Here is an 18,420-nt window from a genome sequence, read left to right as displayed (position 1 = left end):
CGGAGCGTATGCGCGCCGACCCGCGGAGGCTGGCGGAGGCGGACGGGAATCGAACCCGCCTGACCGAGCTGCTCGGCCACGTCGGCTTTAGAGGCCGCGGGGGCCACCAGGCACCCTGACGCCTCCGCCGGGCAGCCTACGGTGACGGCGTGACGACCGCGCCCGCACGCACCCGGCTCACCCAGTACGCGCACGGCGGCGGCTGCGCCTGCAAGATCCCGCCCGGCGAGCTGGAGGCCGTCGTCGCGGGCCTGACCCGCACCGGCCCGGCCGACCCGGCCGCCGAGCTGGTCGTCGGCCTCGACGACGGCGACGACGCGGCCGTGGTCCGGATCGCCGGCGGGCAGGGGCTGGTGCTCACCACCGACTTCTTCACCCCGGTCGTCGACGACGCGTACACGTTCGGCCGGGTCGCCGCAGCCAACGCGCTCTCCGACGTCTACGCCATGGGCGGGACCCCGGTCGTCGCGGTCAACCTGCTCGGCTGGCCGCGCGACGTGCTGCCCGCGGACCTCGCCGCCGAGGTGCTGCGCGGCGGGCTGGAGGTCGCGCAGGAGGCCGGCTGCCACGTCGGCGGCGGGCACTCCGTCGACGACCCCGAGCCCAAGTACGGGATGGCGGTCACCGGCCTGGTCGACCTCGACCGGGTCATCCGCAACGACGCCGCCGTCGCCGGGGCGCCGCTGTCGCTGACCAAGCCGCTGGGCGTGGGCGTGCTCAACAGCCGCACGAAGGCCACCGGCGAGGTGAGCGAGGAGGCGGTGGCCTCGATGACGGCGCTCAACCGGGACGCCTCGCGGGCCGCGGTGGCCGCAGGCGTCCGCGCCGGCACCGACGTCACCGGTTTCGGCCTGCTCGGCCACCTCTACAAGATGGCGCGGGCCAGCGGGGTGACCGCGGTGGTCGACGCCGCCGCCGTGCCCTACCTGGCCGGTGCCCGGCAGGCGCTGGCCGACGGGTTCGTCTCCGGCGGCACCCGGCGCAACCTCGACTGGGTGCGGCCGCACACCGACCTGTCCGCGGTGGACGAGGACGAGGCGCTGCTGCTGGCCGACGCTCAGACCTCCGGTGGACTGCTGCTGGCCGGCGAGGTGCCGGGTGCGCCGGTCATCGGGGAGTTCGTGCCGCGCCGCGACGCCGCCGTCGTCGTCGTCCGCTAGGTCCTTCCGCCCGCCGCCGGCGGCTGCCATCCTCCGCGCCCGGCAGCGGAGGAGGACGGCGTGCGGTGGGTGGCGGGGACGGCGGCGGTGCTGCTGCTGGCCGGGTGCGGCGGTGGGCCGGCGGCACCGCCGCGGGCCACCCCCACGGCCACCCCCACGGCGTCCGTCCCGGCGGACGACGGCGGCACCGGGTACGCCAGCGCCTTCCTCGGCGCGGGCGGGACGAGCGGCAGCGACGACGTCTTCGTGCACCTGACCGTCTTCGCCCCGCCGGGCACCGACGCCTTCGGCAACGGGGAGTTCTTCGTCCTGGGCTGGGACTGCCTGACCGAGCAGACCGTGCCCGCCGCCGTCGACGGGCTGGACTCCGCGACCGCCCGCGGCGAGCTGGCGCTGACCTGCGGCTCGCACACGCACCCCGGCGAGGTGACCGGCACCGCCGTCGTCGACCTCACCTGGACCGCCGAGGGCCCGGTGGCGGAGCACACGGTGACCGGCCCCGGCGGCACGTGCCCCGAGCGGCTCACCGACCGGCACGCCGTGGTGACCGGGCAGGTCCGGCTGGTGGTGCCCGACCTCGGATACGACGGCGTGGCGGTCAGCCTGGCCGATGACGACGACTCGGTGTCCCGCGGCGTCCCGGCCTGCTCCTGATCGGCATCGGCGCGTCCCGGGCGACACGCCGTCGCCGGGCACCGCCGCACGCGGATCCGTTCCGGCCCGGCCGTGCCGCTGCCAGCCTGCCGCCCGCGCCGGACCCGGAGGGCCCGGGCGGCGCGGAGGAGGACGACATGAGGACGAGGACGGCCGGCGCGCTGACGGTGCTGCTGGCTGCCGGCGTGCTGGGCGGGCTGCCGGGGACCGCGGCGGCGGCGCCCCCGGCGGACAGGGGCACGGAGAACTCCACGACCGGGTCGGCCACGGCCTTCCCGCTGGTCGGCGGGGCGGGCGTGTTCCTGAGCGCCTTCGACCCCGACGGGGAGGCGCCCTTCACGGTGCCGGAGGTCTTCGCGGGCGGCGGGTACGAGTGCTTCGCCGAGGCACCCCTGCCGGCGACCTTCCGCGGGCTGGGGTCGGTGAGCACGGCCGGGACCACCGCGCTGACGTGCACCGCCGACGGGCTGCCCGACCTCGCCGGCACCCTGGACGTCGACGTCACGTGGCGCGGGGAGGGGCGGGCCACCGAGCAGCCGGAACCGCCGTTCCCGACCGGGTGCGACCTGCGCGTGCTCATCCGCCAGGCCGAGCTGAGCGGCACGGTCGAGCTCGTGGTCCCGGCACTGGGGATCGACGCCGCGGAGCGCCTGGACCGCCTCCCGGGCGACATCCGGTCGGCCATCTCCAACTGCGCGGCCCCGCACTGATCCGGTGCGGGTCGCGGCCGTGGCAGGCCGCGACCCGCATCGCCGCGGCGGCCGGCAGGGGTTAGCGTCCCGACCGTGCGCGCCGTCTTCGTCTCCTCGCCCTCGCCCGACGACCCGCTGTCCGTGCTGGAGGTCGGCGAGCGCCCGGAGCCGGAGGTCCCCGACGGCTGGACGACGGTGCAGGTCCGGGCCGTCTCACTCAACCACCACGACCTGTTCAGCCTGCGCGGGGTCGGCCTGCCGCAGGAGCGGATGCCGATGGTCCTGGGCACCGACGCGGCCGGGCTCGACGAGGAGGGCAACGAGGTCGTCGTCCACGGCGTCGTGGCCAGCCCCGGCTGGACCGGCGACGAGACCCTCGACCCCAAGCGCTCGCTGTTCTCCGAGCTGCACCAGGGCACGATGGCCGAGCGGGTCGCGGTCCCCCGCCGCAACCTGCTGCCCAAGCCGGCCGAGCTGTCCTTCGCCGAGGCCGCCTGCCTCCCCACCGCCTGGCTGACCGCCTACCGGATGCTGTTCGTCCGCTCCGGCCTGCGGCCCGGGCAGACGGTGCTCGTGCAGGGGGCCAGCGGCGGCGTGGCCACCGCGCTCGTCGTCCTCGGGCGGGCCGCCGGCTACCGGATGTGGGTGACCGGCCGCAGCGAGGAGAAGCGGGCGGCGGCGCTCGCGCTCGGCGCCGAGCAGGCGTTCGAGACCGGCGCCCGGCTGCCCGAGCGGGTCGACGGCGTCATGGAGACCGTCGGCAAGGCGACCTGGTCGCACAGCATCCGGTCGCTCAAGCCGGGCGGCGTCGTCGTCATCTCCGGCGCCACCACCGGCTTCGACCCCGGCGCCGAGCTCAACCGGGTCTACTTCACCCAGCTGTCGGTGGTCGGCTCGACGATGGGCACCCGCGACGAGCTCGAGTCGCTGGTGCAGCTGTGCCGGGTCACCGGTGTGCGGCCGGTCGTCGACGTCGAGCTGCCCCTCGAGCAGGCGCGCGAGGGGTTCGCGCGCATGCTCGAGGGCCGCACCGCCGGGAAGATCGTCTTCACCGTCTGAGCGGGCGCTCCAGGTCCCGGAGCGCCCGGGAGTCGGTGCTAGCGCTCGTCCTGGGAGACGCGCTTGCCCGACTCCGGGGAGAACACGTGCGCCTCGCCGGGGCGGATGGCCACGTGCACCACCTCGCCCTTGGCCGGCGGCTTGCGCGCGTCCACCCGCAGGGTCAGCAGCTTGTCACTCGCGCCGGCGGTGTCGGCGGCGTGCAGCGTGCCGTAGGCGTAGGCATCACTGCCCAGCTCCTCGACCACCGCCACCTCCACCGGCACCCCCTCCCCGGCGCCGACCAGCTCCACCGATTCGGGCCGGAAGCCCAGCGTGGCCGTCGCCGCGCCCTCGGCGGCCAGCGCACCCACCGCGGTCCGCGGCAGCGGCACGGTGTGCCCGCCCAGCACCGCCCCGCCCTCGGCCAGCTGCACCGTCACCAGGTTCATCGCCGGCGAGCCGATGAACCCGGCGACGAACTCGTTGACCGGCTTGTCGTACAGGTTGCGCGGGGTGTCGACCTGCTGCAGCAGCCCGTCCTTGAGCACCGCCACCCGGTCGCCCATGGTCATCGCCTCGACCTGGTCGTGGGTGACGTAGACGGTGGTGATGCCCAGCCGCCGCTGCAACGCCGCGATCTCCGTCCGCGTCTGCACCCGCAGCTTGGCATCCAGGTTGGACAGCGGCTCGTCCATCAGGAACGCCTGCGGCTGGCGCACGATCGCCCGGCCCATCGCCACCCGCTGCCGCTGCCCACCCGAGAGCGCCTTGGGCTTGCGGTCCAGATACGGGGTCAGGTCGAGCACCTTGGCCGCCTCGGTGACCCGCTCGCGGATCTGGTCCTTCTTCATCCCGGCGATCTTGAGCGCGAAGCCCATGTTGTCGGCCACCGTCATGTGCGGATACAGCGCGTAGTTCTGGAACACCATCGCGATGTCGCGTTCCTTGGGCGGCAGATGGGTGACATCGCGGTCGCCGATCCGGATCGCCCCCTCGGTCACCTCCTCCAGCCCGGCCAGCATCCGCAGCGCGGTGGACTTGCCACTGCCCGAGGGGCCGACCAGGACCAGGAACTCCCCGTCGGCGACGTCCAGGTCCAGCCCGCTCACCGACGGTGCGGTGGCACCGGGATAGGTCAGCGTCGCGTGGTCGTAGGTGATGGCGGCCATGAGAGTTCCTTCCTGCGCCGGGGGATCCGGCGAACTGTGACACGCGTCGCTTCCCGGCACCACAGGCGGGTCCGACCTGCCGCCGATCCGTGACCGGCGGCCGGCACGGCGGGAGCCCGGAGGCCGTCGCCCCCCGGGCTCCCGGGCGGTCGGGGGTCAGGCTCCCGCCCGCGTGTAGTGGCCGGCCTGCAGGACGCCCTGCGGGTCGTAGGTGGCGACGACGTCGCGCAGCCGGGCCAGGGTCGCCGGGTCGTAGCACCGCCGGGCCGACGTCGCGTCGTGTGGGATGCCGAAGTTCGGCCACACCCCGCCGGTGTCCCAGTCGGCCAGCGCGGCGAAGACCTCCGCCGCGTGCGCCAGCGTGGTCGCCTCGGCCACCGGGTCGGGCGCCACGCCGACGGTCAGCACGCTGAAGCGCGCCGACCGGTGCGCGAAGGCGTCCGGGTACCGCGGCGGGCGGGCGTACGCGCCGCCCAGGTGCCGGACCTCCACCATGGCCTGCACCGAGCCCGAGCCGGGGCCGGCCACCGCGAGCAGCCGCTCGGCCGCCGCGGCCGGGAAGTCGTGCAGCAGGATCGCCGGGTCGGTGACCGGCATCGGGTCGACCGGGTCGGCGTGCACGTGGTCGATCTCGGGATAGGGCCGCAGCATGGCGTCGTCGAGGAGCACGGGCGCGACGGCGCGGATCTCGTCGAGCAGCCGCTCCCCCTCGGCCGGGTCGCCGGTCCAGGCCAGCCGGACGCCGAGCGTCATCCTCCCGGCCAGCGGCGGCGGGACCTCCGGCGCCTCGGGCAGCTGGAAGACCACGAACGACGTCGTCCCCTGCTCGGGCAGCGCGTCCGCCCAGTCCCGCCACCGGTCGACCACCGCCGGGATGTCCGGGCCGTCGAAGTACACCGCGCCGCCGTAGAAGGTCGGCAGGTGGACCAGGTCGAACTCGACGGCGGTGACGATGCCCGCGGCGCCCTTCCCGCCCCGCAGCGCGGCGAACAGGTCGGGGTGCTCGGTCGGGGTCACCCGGCGGGACACGCCGTCGCCGGTGACGACGTCGAAGGCGCGCACCCGGTCGGCGGCCAGGCCGAACGTCCGGGCCAGCGGGCCGACGCCGCCGCCGGTGGTGTAGCCGACGATGCCGACGTCGGTGGTCGAGCCGTTGAGCCCGGCCAGGCCGTGCGGCGCCGCGGCCTCGACCAGCCGCGCCCACTTCACGCCGGCGCCCACCCGGGCCCAGCCCTCGGGGTGGACGGTGCACTCGTCGAGGCCGCGGGTGACGACCAGCAGGTGGCCGGCCAGCGAGCTCTCGGCGCCGTGGCCGGTGGCCTGCACGCCCGCGGTCAGGCCGTGCTCGCCGGCGAAGCGGACCGCGGCCGCGACGTCCTCCGCGGTGCGGGCGTCGACCACGGCGGCCGGCCGCATCGGGACGGCGAGGTTCCACGGGGAGACGAGCGCGTCGTAGCCGGGCTCGCCGGCCGCGTGGACCGAGCCGGTCAGCCGGTCGCGCAGCGCGTCGAGGCAGACGTCCGGGTCGACGTCGACGATGGTGTCGACGGGGGCGTCGAGGATGCTGGTCACGGGGTCCTCCAGGTCGGGTGTCGCTGACGGGAGGAACCGTGGCGCCGGGCGCCTGAGGCGGAGTTGGGACGGCCCTGAGACCCGGTCTCAAGCGGCGGGGTGCGCCGCGACGAAGAGCGCGCCGGGGTCGACCGCCCGGCGGACGGCCGACAGCCGCGCGTGCACCCCGGGCGGGAACACCTTCCGGGTGTCGGTGCGCTCGTCGAGCATCGGCAGGTAGTGCCGGCCGGTCGCCCAGGGCTCGAGAGCGGACAGGAACCGCGCGGCGTCGGCCCGCTGCTGCGCCCAGTGCGCGGCGCCGTCGTCGGGCCCCTGTCCCAGGCCGAGGCCCAGGGCGAGGAACCGGCCCTCCAGCAGCGACAGCGCCCCGCCGTCGGACGCGGGCCGGCCGAGCGCGCCGCCGAGCTGGCGCAGCTCGGCGGCGGCCAGCCGGTTCCCCGACCGCGGCCCCGCGGCGTCGACGACGGCCGCGACCGCCGCGTCGGGCAGGTCGGAGACCAGCATGCTGCTCGCGTACGCCGGCGTGGGCCCCTCGGGGTCGAGGTGCAGCCGCACCAGAGAGGACGCCGGGACGCGGGTGACCGTGTCGATCTCCGGGCGGAGCGCGCGCAGCGGGGCGAGCACGTCCGCGGCGGTGGCGTCGTCACCGAGCACCGCGCCGTCGACCATGGCCAGCCGGCGCCCGCGCAGCTCGGCCGGGATCTCGGGGCCGGTCGGCACCTCGAGCAGCCGGAACGCCGTGGTGGCCTCCTCCGGCGCGGTCGCGCACCAGGCCACCCAGCCGGGCAGGACCTCCTCGACGGCGGCCGCGTCCCACGCGAGGAAGCCGGCCACGACGGTGTCGAGCGGGAACAGGTCGAACTCCAGGGCGGTGACCACCCCGAGCGGCGCGGCGCCGCCGCGCAGCGCCCAGAACAGGTCCGCCTCCCGGTCGGCGGTGGCCCGGACGGCGCTGCCGTCGGCCAGCACGAGCTCCGCCGCGGTCACCGCGTTGCACTGCAGGCCCAGCCGGCGGGCGTACCAGCCGATGCCACCGCCCAGGGAGTACCCGACGACGCCGACGTCCGGCGACGACGGGTGCCGCGCGGCCAGCCCGTACCGGCCGGCCACCTCGGTCAGGTCGCCCCACAGCACGCCCGCGCCGGCCCGGGCGGTCCGCCGGACGGGGTCGACGTCGAGCTCGCGCATGGCCGAGGTGCGCAGCAGCACGGCGTCGGCGAGCCGGCCCTCCAGCGGCGGCGCCCCGTGCCCGGTGCCCTGCGGGGCCACCGACAGGCCGGCGGCCGCCGCGGCGCGCAGCACGTCGGCGACCTCGTCGGGGAAGGCCGGGTAGACCACGGCGGCCGGCCGGTCGTCGACCTGCACGTTCCACGCGGCGCGGGCCAGGTCGTAGGAGGGGTCGCCCGGCAGGTGGACGGCGCCGCCGCACAGGCCGCGGAACAGGTCCGCGCGGGAGCGCGGGGTCGTCGTCACCTGGTGCTGGGTCACGGCGGTCCTCCCGTCGGTGTCCCCACACGCTGCCGGTCGGCACTTGAGGAGAACCTGAGACCGCCGTCGGTGGCCGCCGACTCGAGCACGGCGCGCACGGTGCCCGGGGTCAGGAACAGCCGCTGCGCCACCTCGCGGGTCCCGTACCCGTCCCCGGCCAGCTGCAGGATCCGGCGCTCGGTCGGCGAGGGCCGGCGGACGGCGTCCCGGGCCGGGTCGTCGGTGCAGCCGCGGGCCCGCAGCGCCGCGCACGCCTCCTCGGCCAGCGCCGCGGCGCCGTGCTCGCGCGCGGCCCGCAGCGCGTCGCGCAGCAACGGGACCGCCTCCCGGTCGGGCAGCCGCGCGACGCCGCCCAGGGCGCAGCGGGCGCGGGCCAGCTCCACGGCCGCGGTGGTGCCCTCCAGCAGCGCGACGCCCTCGCGGAGGAGGTCGACCCCGTTGTCCCCGCGGAGGCGGCCGAGCCGGACCAGCGCCGGGCCCAGGGCGCTCGGCGCGCCCCACCGGCGGAGGAGGTCGGCCTCGGTCTCGAGGAGGTCGGCCGCCTCGCCGGTGCGGCCGAGGCCGGCCAGCGCGGCGGCGGTGATCCCGCGCCACGGGTTCCACACCGGGTTGGGGATGGGGATCGGCGCGGGGATCGCGGCCAGTGCGTCCAGCGCGTCGGCGCAGCGGCCCTCGGCCACGAGCAGCCGGGCTCCGGCCAGCCGCAGCAGCCGGTCGCCGTCGCCGGCGGCCGGGACCGCCGCGGCCGCGTCCGCGGCGGCGCGGGCTCCGGCGACGTCGCCCCGGTCCAGCCGGACGCCGATGCGGAAGGCAGCGGCGAAGGGCGCGCCCACCGCCGCGCCGCCCCACATGGCGACCTGCTCGAGCGCCTCGGTGAGGCAGGACTCCGCCTCGTCGAACTCGCCCCGCCGGCCATGCCAGAACCCCTGCCAGATGTTGGTGGACATGGCGGCGAACAGCGATCCCCGGGCGTGCGCGTGGGCGCGGGCGCGGTCCCAGAAGTCGCCGACGTCGTCGTCGGCCAGCATCCGGATGATCGCGGCCACCACCCAGAACAGGCCGCTGTCGACCTCCCACAGCCGGTCACCGGCGAGGGCGGCGCGGGCCAGCCGCACCGCGCGGGCGCGGTCGGTGCCCTGGATGGTGACGTCGTAGGCCAGCGCCGCCGCGAGCATCTGCGCGCCGTGCCCCTCGCCGCTGGGGTCGGGCACGTCCCGCCGCCAGACCGCCGGGTCGAGGGCGTGCATGTAGCCGCTGGTCATCTCGATGGCCTGCAGCGCCTGGCGGTGGTCGGCGAGCTCGTCGGGGAGCACGCTCGCCGCCTCCCGGGCGAACGCGGTGGCCACCCCCCGCTCGCCGGCGAAGACGAGGGTGCGGGCCACCGCGGTGGCGATGTCGGCGCGCGCCCGGGGGTCCTCGTGCAGCGCGTGGGCCTCCAGCAGGTGCCCCACGCCGGCCGCGCCGTCGAGCAGCGCCTCGAGCAGGCCGAGGTCGGTGAGCACGTCGCGGCGCCGGGCGTCGGAGGGCGGCTCGTCCAGCGCCCGCCGCAGGTGGGTGACGGCGCTGTCGGAGGCGCCGCGCTCGGCGGCCGTCCGCGCGGCCCGCTGCAGCACCGCCACGGTGGCGTCGTCGTGGCGCCGCGGGGCGAGCAGCAGGTGGGCGGCGACCTGCTCGTCGCTGGCGCCGGCCGCCCGCAGCAGCGCGGCGGCCCGCTCGTGGTGCAGCGCCCGCTCGGCCGCCGGCAGGTCGCGGTGGATCGCCTCGCGGACCAGCGGGTGGACGAAGGCGACCGGCTGCTCGTCGCGCACCACCTCGGCGCGGGCCAGCGCGGCGAGCGCGGCCGCCGCCGTGGCCTCGCCACAGCCGGCCAGCGCGGCGACGGCCGGCAGCGAGGCGCCGTCGCCGAGCACCGCGGCGGCGCGGGCGACGTCGGCCACCTCCGGCGGCATCCGCCTCAGCCGCACCAGCACCATGCTCGACACCGCCCGCGAGCCGACGGCGACGACGGTGTCGGCGTGCGCGGCGTCCGGCCGGACCCGGTCGGCCTCCAGCCCGCGCAGCAGCTGGCGCAGCAGCAGGGGGATCCCCGAGGTCGTCCGGTGGCACGCCTGGGCGAACAGCGGGGAGACCGGCTCGCCGAGCCGGCGGCCGACCATGCGCTCGGTGGCCGGCAGCGACAGCGGCGCCGGCCGGAGGACGACGGCGGCCGGGTCGAGGGCCAGCTCGCCGACCAGCGCCTCGTCGTCGTCGGCCTCCCCCGTGCGGACCGTGGCCACCACCAGCACGGGCAGGGACTCGAGCCGGCGGACGAGGTAGGCGAGGAAGCGCAGCGAGGCGCCGTCGGACCACTGCAGGTCGTCGACGGCGAGGACGAGGGGTCCCTCGGCGGTCAGGTCGACCACCAGCCAGTACAGCCCGTGCAGGGCGGCGAAGGAGCCGTCGGCGGGTTCGGCGGGCGCCAGGTCGAAGACCCCGCGGGCGCTGGCCGCCGCGCCCGACAGCAACGCCTCGCCCCGCTCGCCGGCGAGCAGGGGCTCGAACAGCTGCCGGGCGATGCCGAACCCGAAGGACCGCTCCAGCTGGCTGCCGCGGGCGGCGAGGACCCGCACCGACCGCTCCGCCGCCAGCCGGCGGGTCTCGGCCAGCAGCCGCGACTTGCCGATGCCGGCCGGCCCCTCGACCAGCAGCACGCCGTGCTCCCCGGCGGTGAGGTCGTCCAGGGCGGCGTGCACGGCGGCGACCTCGCGGTCGCGGTCGAGCAGCTCGTCGCCGGCGCCGGCCCCGGAGCCGGGCACGGAGGCGTGCGCGGCGGGCGGGGCCGGCCGGCGGCCGGCCGGCCCCGGCGGGCCGTGCAGGGCGGGCGCCTGGGCAAGCACCTGCTGCTCGAGCTCGCGCAGGGCCGGGCCGGGGTCGACGCCGAGCTCCTCGGCGAGCGCGGTCCGGGCCCGGCGGAGGGCGGCCAGCGCGTCGGCCTGCCGGTGGGCGCGGTACAGCGCCAGCGCCAGCAGCCGCCAGCGCTCCTCGCGCAGCGGCTCCTCGGCGACCATCGCCTCGAGGTCGGGGACGAGCAGCGCGGCCTCGCCGCAGCGCAGCCGGGCGTCGGCCCGCCGCTCCCGGGCCACGGCGCGCAGCTCCGCCAGCCGGCCGGTCGCGGCCTCCGCCCACGGCTCGTCGGCGTACTCGGCCAGCGCCGGCCCGCGCCACAGCGCCAGCGCCTGGTCCAGCAGCGCGACCGCGGCCACCGGGTCCTCCGTGGCGCCGGCCTGCTGCACCAGCGCCTCGAAGCGCCACGCGTCGACCGCGTCGGGCGGCAGGCGGACGGCGTAGCCGCGGCCCTCGCGGACGATGACCGCCGAGCGGGTCCGGGCGGCGCTGCCGGGCTGCAGCCGGCGGCGCAGGTGCGAGACGTAGGCCTGCAGCGCGCCGACGTCGTCCTCCGGCGGGTCGTCGCCCCAGACCGCCTGCACCAGGCTGCCGACCGGCACCACCTCGCCGCGGGCCAGGACGAGGACCACCAGGACGGCGCGCTGGCGGGGACCGCCCAGGTCGAGGGGGACCCCGGCGGACGAGGCGGTCACCGGGCCCAGCAGGCCGATCCGCAGCTGCTGCGTGTCGTCCACCGGCGTCCCTCCCCCGCGCACGGTAGAGCAGACGCCGACCCGGGGGTATCGGTCAGCGCGCGGCGCGGTCCTCCCGCAGCAGCACCAGCGCCGCCACCGCGGCCAGCCCGGCCGCCACCGCGGCGCCGGCGAACACGGTGTGCAGCTGGGTGAGCACGGCGGCGTCGGTGGCCGCCTCGTACACCGGGCAGTCGGCCGGGGTCACCGGGCACAGTGTCAGCGGCGAGCCGATGGCCTCGACCTCGGCGGTGAACCGGCGCAGCGCGACGGCGGTCAGCAGCGAGAGCCCGACGAGCATGCCGACGGTGCGGGCGACGACGGCGAGCGCGCTGGCGCTGCCGTGCACCGCCGCGCCGGTCACCGCCAGGAGCACCGCGTTGACCGGCGCGATCGCCAGGCCGAAGCCCAGGCCCGCGGCGAGCAGCACGACGGTGGAGGGCCACTCGTCCAGCGAGGTCTCGCCCCAGCCGGTCATCGCCCACAGCGCCAGCCCGGCCAGCGCCGTGCCGGCGGCCGCGACCAGCCGGGGAGCCACCCGGCGGCACAGCCACCCGCCGGCCACCGCACCGACCGGGACGGCGACGAGCAGCCGCAGCAGCACCAGCGCCGCGCCGAGCTGGTCGCCGGGGGTCGTCGTCGCCCGGGCGAACAGCGGGACGTCGACCAGCGCGGCCACCAGCGCGACGCCGACGAGCAGGTTGACCAGCAGGGCGCCCCACGCCCCGGCCGGGCGCAGCTCGGCCAGCGGCAGCACCGGGTCGGGCGTGCGCCGCTCGTGCAGCCAGAACGCGACCGCGGCCGCCGCGGCGACCGGCAGCAGCACCGGGCCGTGCGCGACGACCTCGGTGGCCGGGTCGGCCGCGGCGAAGGCCCACACCAGCGCCCCGAGCGCGACCACCACGAGCAGCGAGCCGGTGACGTCGACCTCGCGCAGCAGCCGCGGCACCCCGCGCAGCGGCAGCACCGCGCCGCCGGGAGCGGTGAGGCTGCGGGCGACCAGCGCGGCCCCCGCGACGACGGCGGCGAGCACCAGCGGCGTCGCGGGCGGGACGCCGTCGAGCAGCGGCACCCAGGCCAGGCCGAGCGTGACGTCCTCGGCCAGCGCGGGCGGCTCGGCCAGCTGCAGGCCCGCCGCGACGCCGGTGACCGCGAGCAGCAGGAGCCCCAGCGGGTCCGGCCGCCGCCCGCCGGTGACGACCACCCCGGCGGCGAGGGCCAGCCCGAGCAGCAGGTTCAGCCAGAACACCGCGCGCCAGTCGGCGACGGCGAGCACCGCGGCGCCGGCCAGCGGCCCGAGCACCGCGCCGGCCTCCTGCACCGCGCCGACGACGCCCAGCGGCACCGCGCGGCGCTCGGGCGGCCAGCGGTCGGCCACCAGCGCCAGCGTGGCCGGCACCAGCCCGCCGGCGCCCACCCCCTGCAGGCCGCGGCCGGCGACGGCGGGGCCCAGTCCGGCCGCCGTCGCGGTCAGCAGCGAGCCGAGGGCGAACAGCAGCAGGCAGCCGGCCAGCACCGGCACCCGCCCGCGCAGGTCGGCCAGCCGGCCCAGCAGCGGCAGCGTGGCGGTGTAGCCGAGCAGGAAGCCGCCGATGATCGGCGTCGCCCGCTGCAGCTCGTCGATGCCGACGCCGACCCCGGTGAGGATGTCGGGCAGGGCCAGGACGACGACGTAGGTGTCGGCCGCGGTGACCAGCACCGCCATCGTCGCCAGGGCGACCAGCGGCAGCCCCGGCACGGTGCGGGTCGCCGGGTCAGCCGGCAGGTGGTGCGGTGATCTCGACATCGGCGCCGAAGTCGGAGAGCTCGATGGTGAAGGTGGCGTCCTGGTCGGCGGCGTAGAAGGGGCCGGTGAGCTCGGCGCGGCGCAGCTGGCCGCTGTCGGTGGCCACCGAGAAGCGGGCGTCCACCGGCTGGGCGGGGTCGGCGCTGGTGAGCACCTGCTCGACCAGGTCCCCGGGCAGCTGGGCGGTCACCTCGCGCACCACCTCGCCGTCGACCCGCCGCTCCTCCCCCAGCTCGGCGGCGTCGGCCTCGGCCAGCAGCTGCGAGATGCCGGTGTCGGGGTCGAGCAGCGCGCCGGGGTCGCCGAAGCCGAACTGCGCGGGGTCGACGACGCTGAACCCGCTGGTGAAGGGCAGCTGCGCGTAGACGGTGCCGTCGACCGAGACGACGGCGAGGTCGAGCGACGCCCCCGCCGCGAGGACCTGCAGGGTGCCCTCGAACGACGCCGGGCGCAGCACGTCGCCCTCCCCGCCGGTGAGCGCGGTGCCGGTGGTCGGGGCGCCCTCGCTGGTGAGCACGAAGTGCAGGCTGCTGGTCTCGTCGAGCGTCGTCTTCGCCCGGGTCAGCAGCTCGCCGGCGGACTCCTCGGGCTCCCCTCCCCCGCAGCCGGCCAGCGCGACCACCAGCCCGGCGGCCAGTGCGGCGGTGCGCAGCAGCGGCATCGACGTCCCTCCCCGTCCGTGCCGGCGGGCCCGGCGCGGGCACGGTAGCGCGCCGGGAGCCGCGCCAGCGGGAGCGTCCGGTCCTGTCGGCGGCCGGGGGCAGGGTGTGCGCATGGAGATCCTGTTCATCGCCAGCGTCAGCGTGATCGCCCCGGACCCGGTGGGGAGCCGCTCGCTCTACGTCGACGCCCTCGGCCTGCCCCTGGAGCGGCTGGACGGCGACTACTTCGCCAGCGAGCGCATCGAGGGCAGCAGGCACTTCGGCGTCTGGCCGCTGCGCGAGGCCGCGCAGGCCTGCTTCGGCACCCCGGACTGGCCGGCCGGGCGGCCGGTGCCGCAGGCGAGCGTCGAGTTCGAGCTCGCCGGCACCGACGCGGTGGCCGCCGGCGCGGCCGAGCTGGAGGGCCGGGGCGTCGAGCTGCTGCACGGGGCGCGCACGGAGCCGTGGGGGCAGACCGTGGCCCGGCTGCAGAGCGCCGAGGGACTCGTGGTGGGGCTGTCCTACGCGCCCTGGCTGCACTGAGCGCCGGGTGCGCTCTCCGCGCGGGCGCGGGCGCGGGCGATGCGTCCGGCGAGCTTGGCCTGCGCCTTCACCGGGAAGGCGGCCAACGCCGGCTCGAGCTGGGCGATCCGGTACGGCTGGGTGGTCAGCGCGCGGAACGCCAGGCCGGTGGTGACGCCGTGACCGGGGCGCTCGACGACGGTGACCTCGTCGCCCGCCCCGAGGTCGCCGGTCTCCAGCACCCGCAGGTAGGCACCGGTGGCGCCGCGCGCGGTGAACCGCTTGACCAGGTCTGGGACGTCCCAGAACCGGGCGAAGGTGGCGCACGGGGTCCGCGGCGCGGTCACCTCGACCAGCGCCGTCCCCACCCGCCAGCGCTCGCCGATCTCGGCGGCGGTGAGGTCGATCCCCGCCGTCCGCAGGTTCTCCCCGAACCGGCCCGGCGGCAGGTCGCGGTCGAGCTCGGCGGCCCAGCCGTCGGCGTCCTCCTGGGCGAAGGCGTAGACCGCCTGCCCCTCGCCGCCGTGGTGCTTGCGGTTGGCCTGGACGTCGCCGGCGAGGCCGAGCGCCCCGACCGCGACCCGCCCGCCGACCGGCCGCTTGTCGATGCCGCTGCGGTCGGGCCGGCGCCCGGGCAGGGGCAGCAGATCGGGGCCGGACACGCAGACGGCCAGCAGCCGCGCGGTCACTTCCTGGCGGAGGAGGGCTCGCTGGTGGACAGCGCGGCGACGAAGGCCTCCTGGGGGACCTCGACCCGGCCGACCATCTTCATCCGCTTCTTGCCCTCCTTCTGCTTCTCCAGCAGCTTGCGCTTGCGGGTGATGTCACCGCCGTAGCACTTGGCCAGGACGTCCTTGCGGATGGCGCGCACGGTCTCGCGGGCGATCACCCGCGAGCCGACGGCGGCCTGGATCGGCACCTCGAACTGCTGCCGCGGGATGAGCTCGCGCAGCTTGCCGGCCATCATCACGCCGTAGCTGTACGCCTTGTCCTTGTGCACGATCGCGCTGAACGCGTCGACGGCCTCGCCCTGCAGCAGGATGTCCACCTTGACCAGCGCCGACTCCTGCTCACCGGCCTCGGCGTAGTCCAGCGACGCGTAGCCGCGGGTGCGCGACTTCAGCGCGTCGAAGAAGTCGAAGATGATCTCGCCGAGGGGCAGCGTGTAGCGCAGTTCGACGCGGGACTCGCTGAGGTAGTCCATGCCGCCGAGCTGGCCGCGCCGGCTCTGGCAGAGCTCCATGATGGTGCCGGTGTAGTCGCTGGGCGCGATGATCGTGGCGTTGACGACCGGCTCGAAGACCGTGTCGATCTTGCCCTCGGGCCAGTCGCTGGGGTTGGTCACCGTGTGCTCGGTGCCGTCCTCCATGACCACGCGGTAGACGACGTTGGGCGCGGTGGAGATCAGGCTGATGCCGGCCTCGCGCTCGAGGCGCTCGCGGACGATCTCCAGGTGCAGCAGGCCGAGGAACCCGACGCGGAAGCCGAAGCCCAGCGCCGCGGAGGTCTCCGGCTCGTAGGTCAGCGCGGCGTCGTTGAGCAGCAGCTTGTCCAGCGCCTCGCGCAGCAGCGGGTACTCGCTGCCGTCGATCGGGTAGAGGCCGGAGTAGACCATCGGCCGGGGGTCGCTGTACCCGCCGATCGGCTCGGCGGCCGGGCGGTGCTGCAGCGTGACGGTGTCGCCGACGCGGGACTGGCGGACGTCCTTCACCCCGGTGATGAAGTAGCCGACCTCCCCGACGCCGAGACCGTCGACCGGCTTGGGTTCCGGTGAGATGACGCCGATCTCGAGCAGCTCGTGGGTGGCGCCGGTCGACATCATCTTGATCCGCTCGCGGCTGGCGATCCGCCCGTCGACCACCCGGACGTAGGTGATGACGCCGCGGTAGATGTCGTAGACGCTGTCGAAGATCATCGCCCGGGCCGGGGCGTCGGCGTCGCCCTCGGGCGGCGGGATCTGGGCGACGATCGCGTCGAGCAGCTCGGGCACGCCCTCGCCGGTCTTGCCGCTGACCCGCAGGACGTCGTCGGGGTCGCAGCCGATGATGTGCGCGATCTCGGCGGCGTACTTCTCCGGCTGGGCGGCCGGCAGGTCGATCTTGTTGAGGACCGGGATGATCGTGAGGTCGTTCTCCAGGGCCAGGTAGAGGTTGGCCAGGGTCTGCGCCTCGATGCCCTGCGCGGCGTCGACCAGCAGCACCGCGCCCTCGCAGGCGGCCAGCGACCGGGACACCTCGTAGGTGAAGTCGACGTGGCCCGGGGTGTCAATCATGTCGAGGACGTACTCGTCGCCGCCGACCGTCCAGGGCAGGCGCACGTTCTGCGCCTTGATGGTGATGCCCCGCTCGCGCTCGATGTCCATGCGGTCGAGGTACTGGGCGCGCATCTGCCGTGCCTCGATGATCCCGGTGACCTCGAGCATCCGGTCGGCCAGCGTCGACTTGCCGTGGTCGATGTGGGCGATGATGCAGAAGTTCCGGATCCGGGCGGGATCGGTGGCAGCGGGAGTCGTCACAGTGCCGCCATCGTCCCACGGCCGGGCGCGACGGTGCGGAGCACCGTGCCGGGGCACACCCGCGGCCGGGGTGGGACGGCCCCCGGGACGCTGGTAACCTGGCAGGCCGGTCCGCTGACGCCTGCCGTCCGGACGTACCGACAGACCTGCACCCTTCCTGCGAGACACCGAGGCTCACGCGTGGCGAACATCAAGTCCCAGATCAAGCGGAACAAGACGAACGAGAAGGCGCGGCAGCGCAACGTCGCCGTCAAGTCCGCCCTGAAGACGGCCGTCCGCCGCTTCCGCGAGGCCGCTGCCGCCGGCGACACCGACGCCGCGACCACCGCCCTGCAGCGGGCCAGCAAGGCCCTCGACAAGGCCGCCAGCAAGGGCATCATTCACAAGAACCAGGCCGCCAACCGCAAGTCGGGCATGGCCAAGCAGCTGACCAGCCTCTGAGCTGCGTCCCGCGCTCCCGGGCCCCCGTCCTCCTCGCCGGAGGACGGGGGCCCGTCGCTTCTCCGGCTCAGTACCGGGCGCGGGCGCGGGGGTCGCGGCCGGTGGTGGCGCGGATGTCCACGATGCGGCGGATCGCGCGCTCGAGCGCGTAGTCGGCGCTGGCCGCCACGCCCTTGACGTCGGCGTTGAGCTCGGCGGCCACGCCGATCGCCTGCTGGAGGCCCTCGATGCTCCAGCCCCGCGCCTGGGACTGCGCCTTCTTCACCTTCCACGGCGGCAGCTTGAGCGCCCGCGCGAGCTCGCCGGTGTTCGACGTGTTCAGCGAGGTGACCCGGGCCGCGGTGCGGATGCCGTCGGCGATCGCGTCGGCGACGAGCACGTGTGCGACGCCGCGCTCCAGCGCCCAGCGCAGCGTCTCGATGGACCCCTGCCGGTCCCCCACCAGCACCCGCTCCGCGACGGTGAAGCCGCTGACCTCGGCCTGACCGCGGTGGAAGCGGGCGACCGCGTCGGCGTCGATGGCGCCGCCGACGTCGGCGACCAGCTGCGTGGCCGCCGAGGAGAGGGCCCGCAGGTCGCCACCGACGGCGTCGACCAGCGCGGTGACCGCGTCCGGGGTGATCCGCCCGCCGGCTCCGCGCACCTCGTTGCGCACGAACGCCGCCCGGTCGCCGGGTGAGGAGATCTTGGCGCACTCGTCGACGGCCGCGCCGGCGGCGCTCAGGGCCTTGAGCAATGCCTCGTTGCGCTTGCCGCCGTGGTGCACGACCACGAGCGTGAGGTCGGGGTCGGGGTCCTTGCAGTAGCCGGTCAGCGCGTCGACCAGCGCGCTCGCCGCCTCGTGCACCCCGCTGACGACGACGAGGCGGTGCTCGCCGAACAGCGAGGGGGCCAGCACGTCGGCCAGCTGCCCGACCGGGAGGCCGAGGGCGGTCAGCTCGTGCAGCTCCGCCTGCGGGTGCCGCTCGAGGACGGCGGCCCGCACCGCGGCCACCGCGCGCGAGCGCAGCAGCTCCTCCTCGCCGACGACGGCCCGCAGGCGGGAGGTCGGCGGGGGCGGTGCGGCGGTCACCCCGGCATGGTGTCACGCGCCGCCGACAGCCCCGCGGTCCTCCGCCGGGT

Annotated in this window: 15 protein-coding genes and 1 tRNA gene; 6 read left to right on the top strand and 10 right to left on the bottom strand. The window is 76.5% G+C overall.

All coding sequences use genetic code 11. The annotated features are described in order from the left end of the window. Window positions 1–30: 30 nt before the first annotated feature. A tRNA-OTHER gene (locus ACI79O_RS06845) sits at window positions 31–126 on the bottom strand. Window positions 127–149: 23 nt separating this feature from the next. Between ACI79O_RS06845 and selD the strand changes: the two genes are divergently transcribed. The 4 genes from selD to ACI79O_RS06825 all read left to right on the top strand — a co-directional run bounded on the left by selD (window position 150) and on the right by ACI79O_RS06825 (window position 3,565). Beyond that, window positions 150–1,160, top strand: coding sequence for a selenide, water dikinase SelD (selD, locus tag ACI79O_RS06840; RefSeq protein ID WP_456913648.1), 1,011 nt, complete (start codon window positions 150–152; stop codon window positions 1,158–1,160). Between the two features lie 60 nt (window positions 1,161–1,220). Beyond that, a complete protein-coding gene (locus tag ACI79O_RS06835; protein ID WP_456913647.1) occupies window positions 1,221–1,814 on the top strand; it encodes a hypothetical protein in 594 nt (197 codons plus the stop codon). 137 nt (window positions 1,815–1,951) lie between these two features. Next, window positions 1,952–2,524, top strand: coding sequence for a hypothetical protein (locus ACI79O_RS06830; RefSeq protein ID WP_456913646.1), 573 nt, complete (start codon window positions 1,952–1,954; stop codon window positions 2,522–2,524). Between the two features lie 75 nt (window positions 2,525–2,599). Then, on the top strand, window positions 2,600–3,565 hold the full coding sequence (locus ACI79O_RS06825) for a zinc-binding dehydrogenase (protein ID WP_456913645.1): 966 nt from the start codon (window positions 2,600–2,602) through the stop codon (window positions 3,563–3,565). Window positions 3,566–3,603: 38 nt separating this feature from the next. On the opposite strand, the gene ACI79O_RS06820 is transcribed toward ACI79O_RS06825, so the two are convergent. The 6 genes from ACI79O_RS06820 to ACI79O_RS06795 all read right to left on the bottom strand — a co-directional run bounded on the left by ACI79O_RS06820 (window position 3,604) and on the right by ACI79O_RS06795 (window position 13,840). Then, a complete protein-coding gene (locus tag ACI79O_RS06820) occupies window positions 3,604–4,716 on the bottom strand; it encodes an ABC transporter ATP-binding protein (RefSeq protein WP_456913644.1) in 1,113 nt (370 codons plus the stop codon). 156 nt (window positions 4,717–4,872) lie between these two features. Then, window positions 4,873–6,288: an FAD-binding oxidoreductase gene (locus ACI79O_RS06815; RefSeq protein WP_456889008.1), complete on the bottom strand. Its 1,416-nt coding sequence runs from the start codon at window positions 6,286–6,288 to the stop codon at window positions 4,873–4,875. A gap of 87 nt (window positions 6,289–6,375) precedes the next feature. Next, window positions 6,376–7,776, bottom strand: a complete 1,401-nt coding sequence (locus ACI79O_RS06810; RefSeq protein WP_456913643.1) for an FAD-binding oxidoreductase — start codon at window positions 7,774–7,776, stop codon at window positions 6,376–6,378. Further along, window positions 7,773–11,396: a BTAD domain-containing putative transcriptional regulator gene (locus ACI79O_RS06805; RefSeq protein ID WP_456913642.1), complete on the bottom strand. Its 3,624-nt coding sequence runs from the start codon at window positions 11,394–11,396 to the stop codon at window positions 7,773–7,775. The genes ACI79O_RS06810 and ACI79O_RS06805 overlap by 4 nt, the downstream gene beginning before the upstream one ends. Before the next feature lie 52 nt (window positions 11,397–11,448). Next, window positions 11,449–13,131: an MFS transporter gene (locus ACI79O_RS06800; RefSeq protein WP_456913641.1), complete on the bottom strand. Its 1,683-nt coding sequence runs from the start codon at window positions 13,129–13,131 to the stop codon at window positions 11,449–11,451. Between the two features lie 16 nt (window positions 13,132–13,147). Then, window positions 13,148–13,840: an LppX_LprAFG lipoprotein gene (locus tag ACI79O_RS06795; RefSeq protein WP_456889012.1), complete on the bottom strand. Its 693-nt coding sequence runs from the start codon at window positions 13,838–13,840 to the stop codon at window positions 13,148–13,150. 112 nt (window positions 13,841–13,952) lie between these two features. Between ACI79O_RS06795 and ACI79O_RS06790 the strand changes: the two genes are divergently transcribed. Continuing rightward, complete coding sequence (locus ACI79O_RS06790; RefSeq protein ID WP_456889013.1) at window positions 13,953–14,363, top strand: hypothetical protein; 411 nt, start codon at window positions 13,953–13,955, stop codon at window positions 14,361–14,363. Here the strand turns inward: ACI79O_RS06790 and ACI79O_RS06785 are convergent. Together ACI79O_RS06785 and lepA are read right to left on the bottom strand one after the other, a co-directional pair. Further along, on the bottom strand, window positions 14,342–15,031 hold the full coding sequence (locus tag ACI79O_RS06785) for an MOSC domain-containing protein (protein ID WP_456889015.1): 690 nt from the start codon (window positions 15,029–15,031) through the stop codon (window positions 14,342–14,344). The genes ACI79O_RS06790 and ACI79O_RS06785 overlap by 22 nt on opposite strands. Continuing rightward, entirely contained in the window at window positions 15,028–16,857 is a 1,830-nt protein-coding gene (gene lepA, locus ACI79O_RS06780; RefSeq protein ID WP_456913640.1) for a translation elongation factor 4, read from the bottom strand. The genes ACI79O_RS06785 and lepA overlap by 4 nt, the downstream gene beginning before the upstream one ends. 180 nt (window positions 16,858–17,037) lie before the next feature. Here lepA and rpsT point away from each other — a divergent pair, with 180 nt between their 5' ends. Next, the gene (gene rpsT, locus ACI79O_RS06775; RefSeq protein ID WP_456889019.1) at window positions 17,038–17,298 is read left to right on the top strand and encodes a 30S ribosomal protein S20; all 261 of its coding nucleotides are present in this window, start codon (window positions 17,038–17,040) and stop codon (window positions 17,296–17,298) included. A gap of 67 nt (window positions 17,299–17,365) precedes the next feature. Here the strand turns inward: rpsT and holA are convergent, their stop codons facing one another. Further along, window positions 17,366–18,370: a DNA polymerase III subunit delta gene (holA, locus tag ACI79O_RS06770; RefSeq protein ID WP_456889020.1), complete on the bottom strand. Its 1,005-nt coding sequence runs from the start codon at window positions 18,368–18,370 to the stop codon at window positions 17,366–17,368. Window positions 18,371–18,420 lie beyond the last annotated feature (50 nt).

The sequence above is a fragment of the Geodermatophilus sp. SYSU D00696 genome (genome assembly GCF_054050235.1).
This window is presented reverse-complemented; position numbering and strand designations above follow the sequence as displayed.

Coding starts and splice junctions, on each gene's coding strand:
- ACI79O_RS06830 (WP_456913646.1), top strand. CDS start 1,952: ATGAGGACGAGGACGGCCGGCGCGCTGACGGTGCTGCTGGCTGCCGGC.
- ACI79O_RS06790 (WP_456889013.1), top strand. CDS start 13,953: ATGGAGATCCTGTTCATCGCCAGCGTCAGCGTGATCGCCCCGGACCCG.
- ACI79O_RS06820 (WP_456913644.1), bottom strand. CDS start 4,716: ATGGCCGCCATCACCTACGACCACGCGACGCTGACCTATCCCGGTGCC.
- ACI79O_RS06795 (WP_456889012.1), bottom strand. CDS start 13,840: ATGCCGCTGCTGCGCACCGCCGCACTGGCCGCCGGGCTGGTGGTCGCG.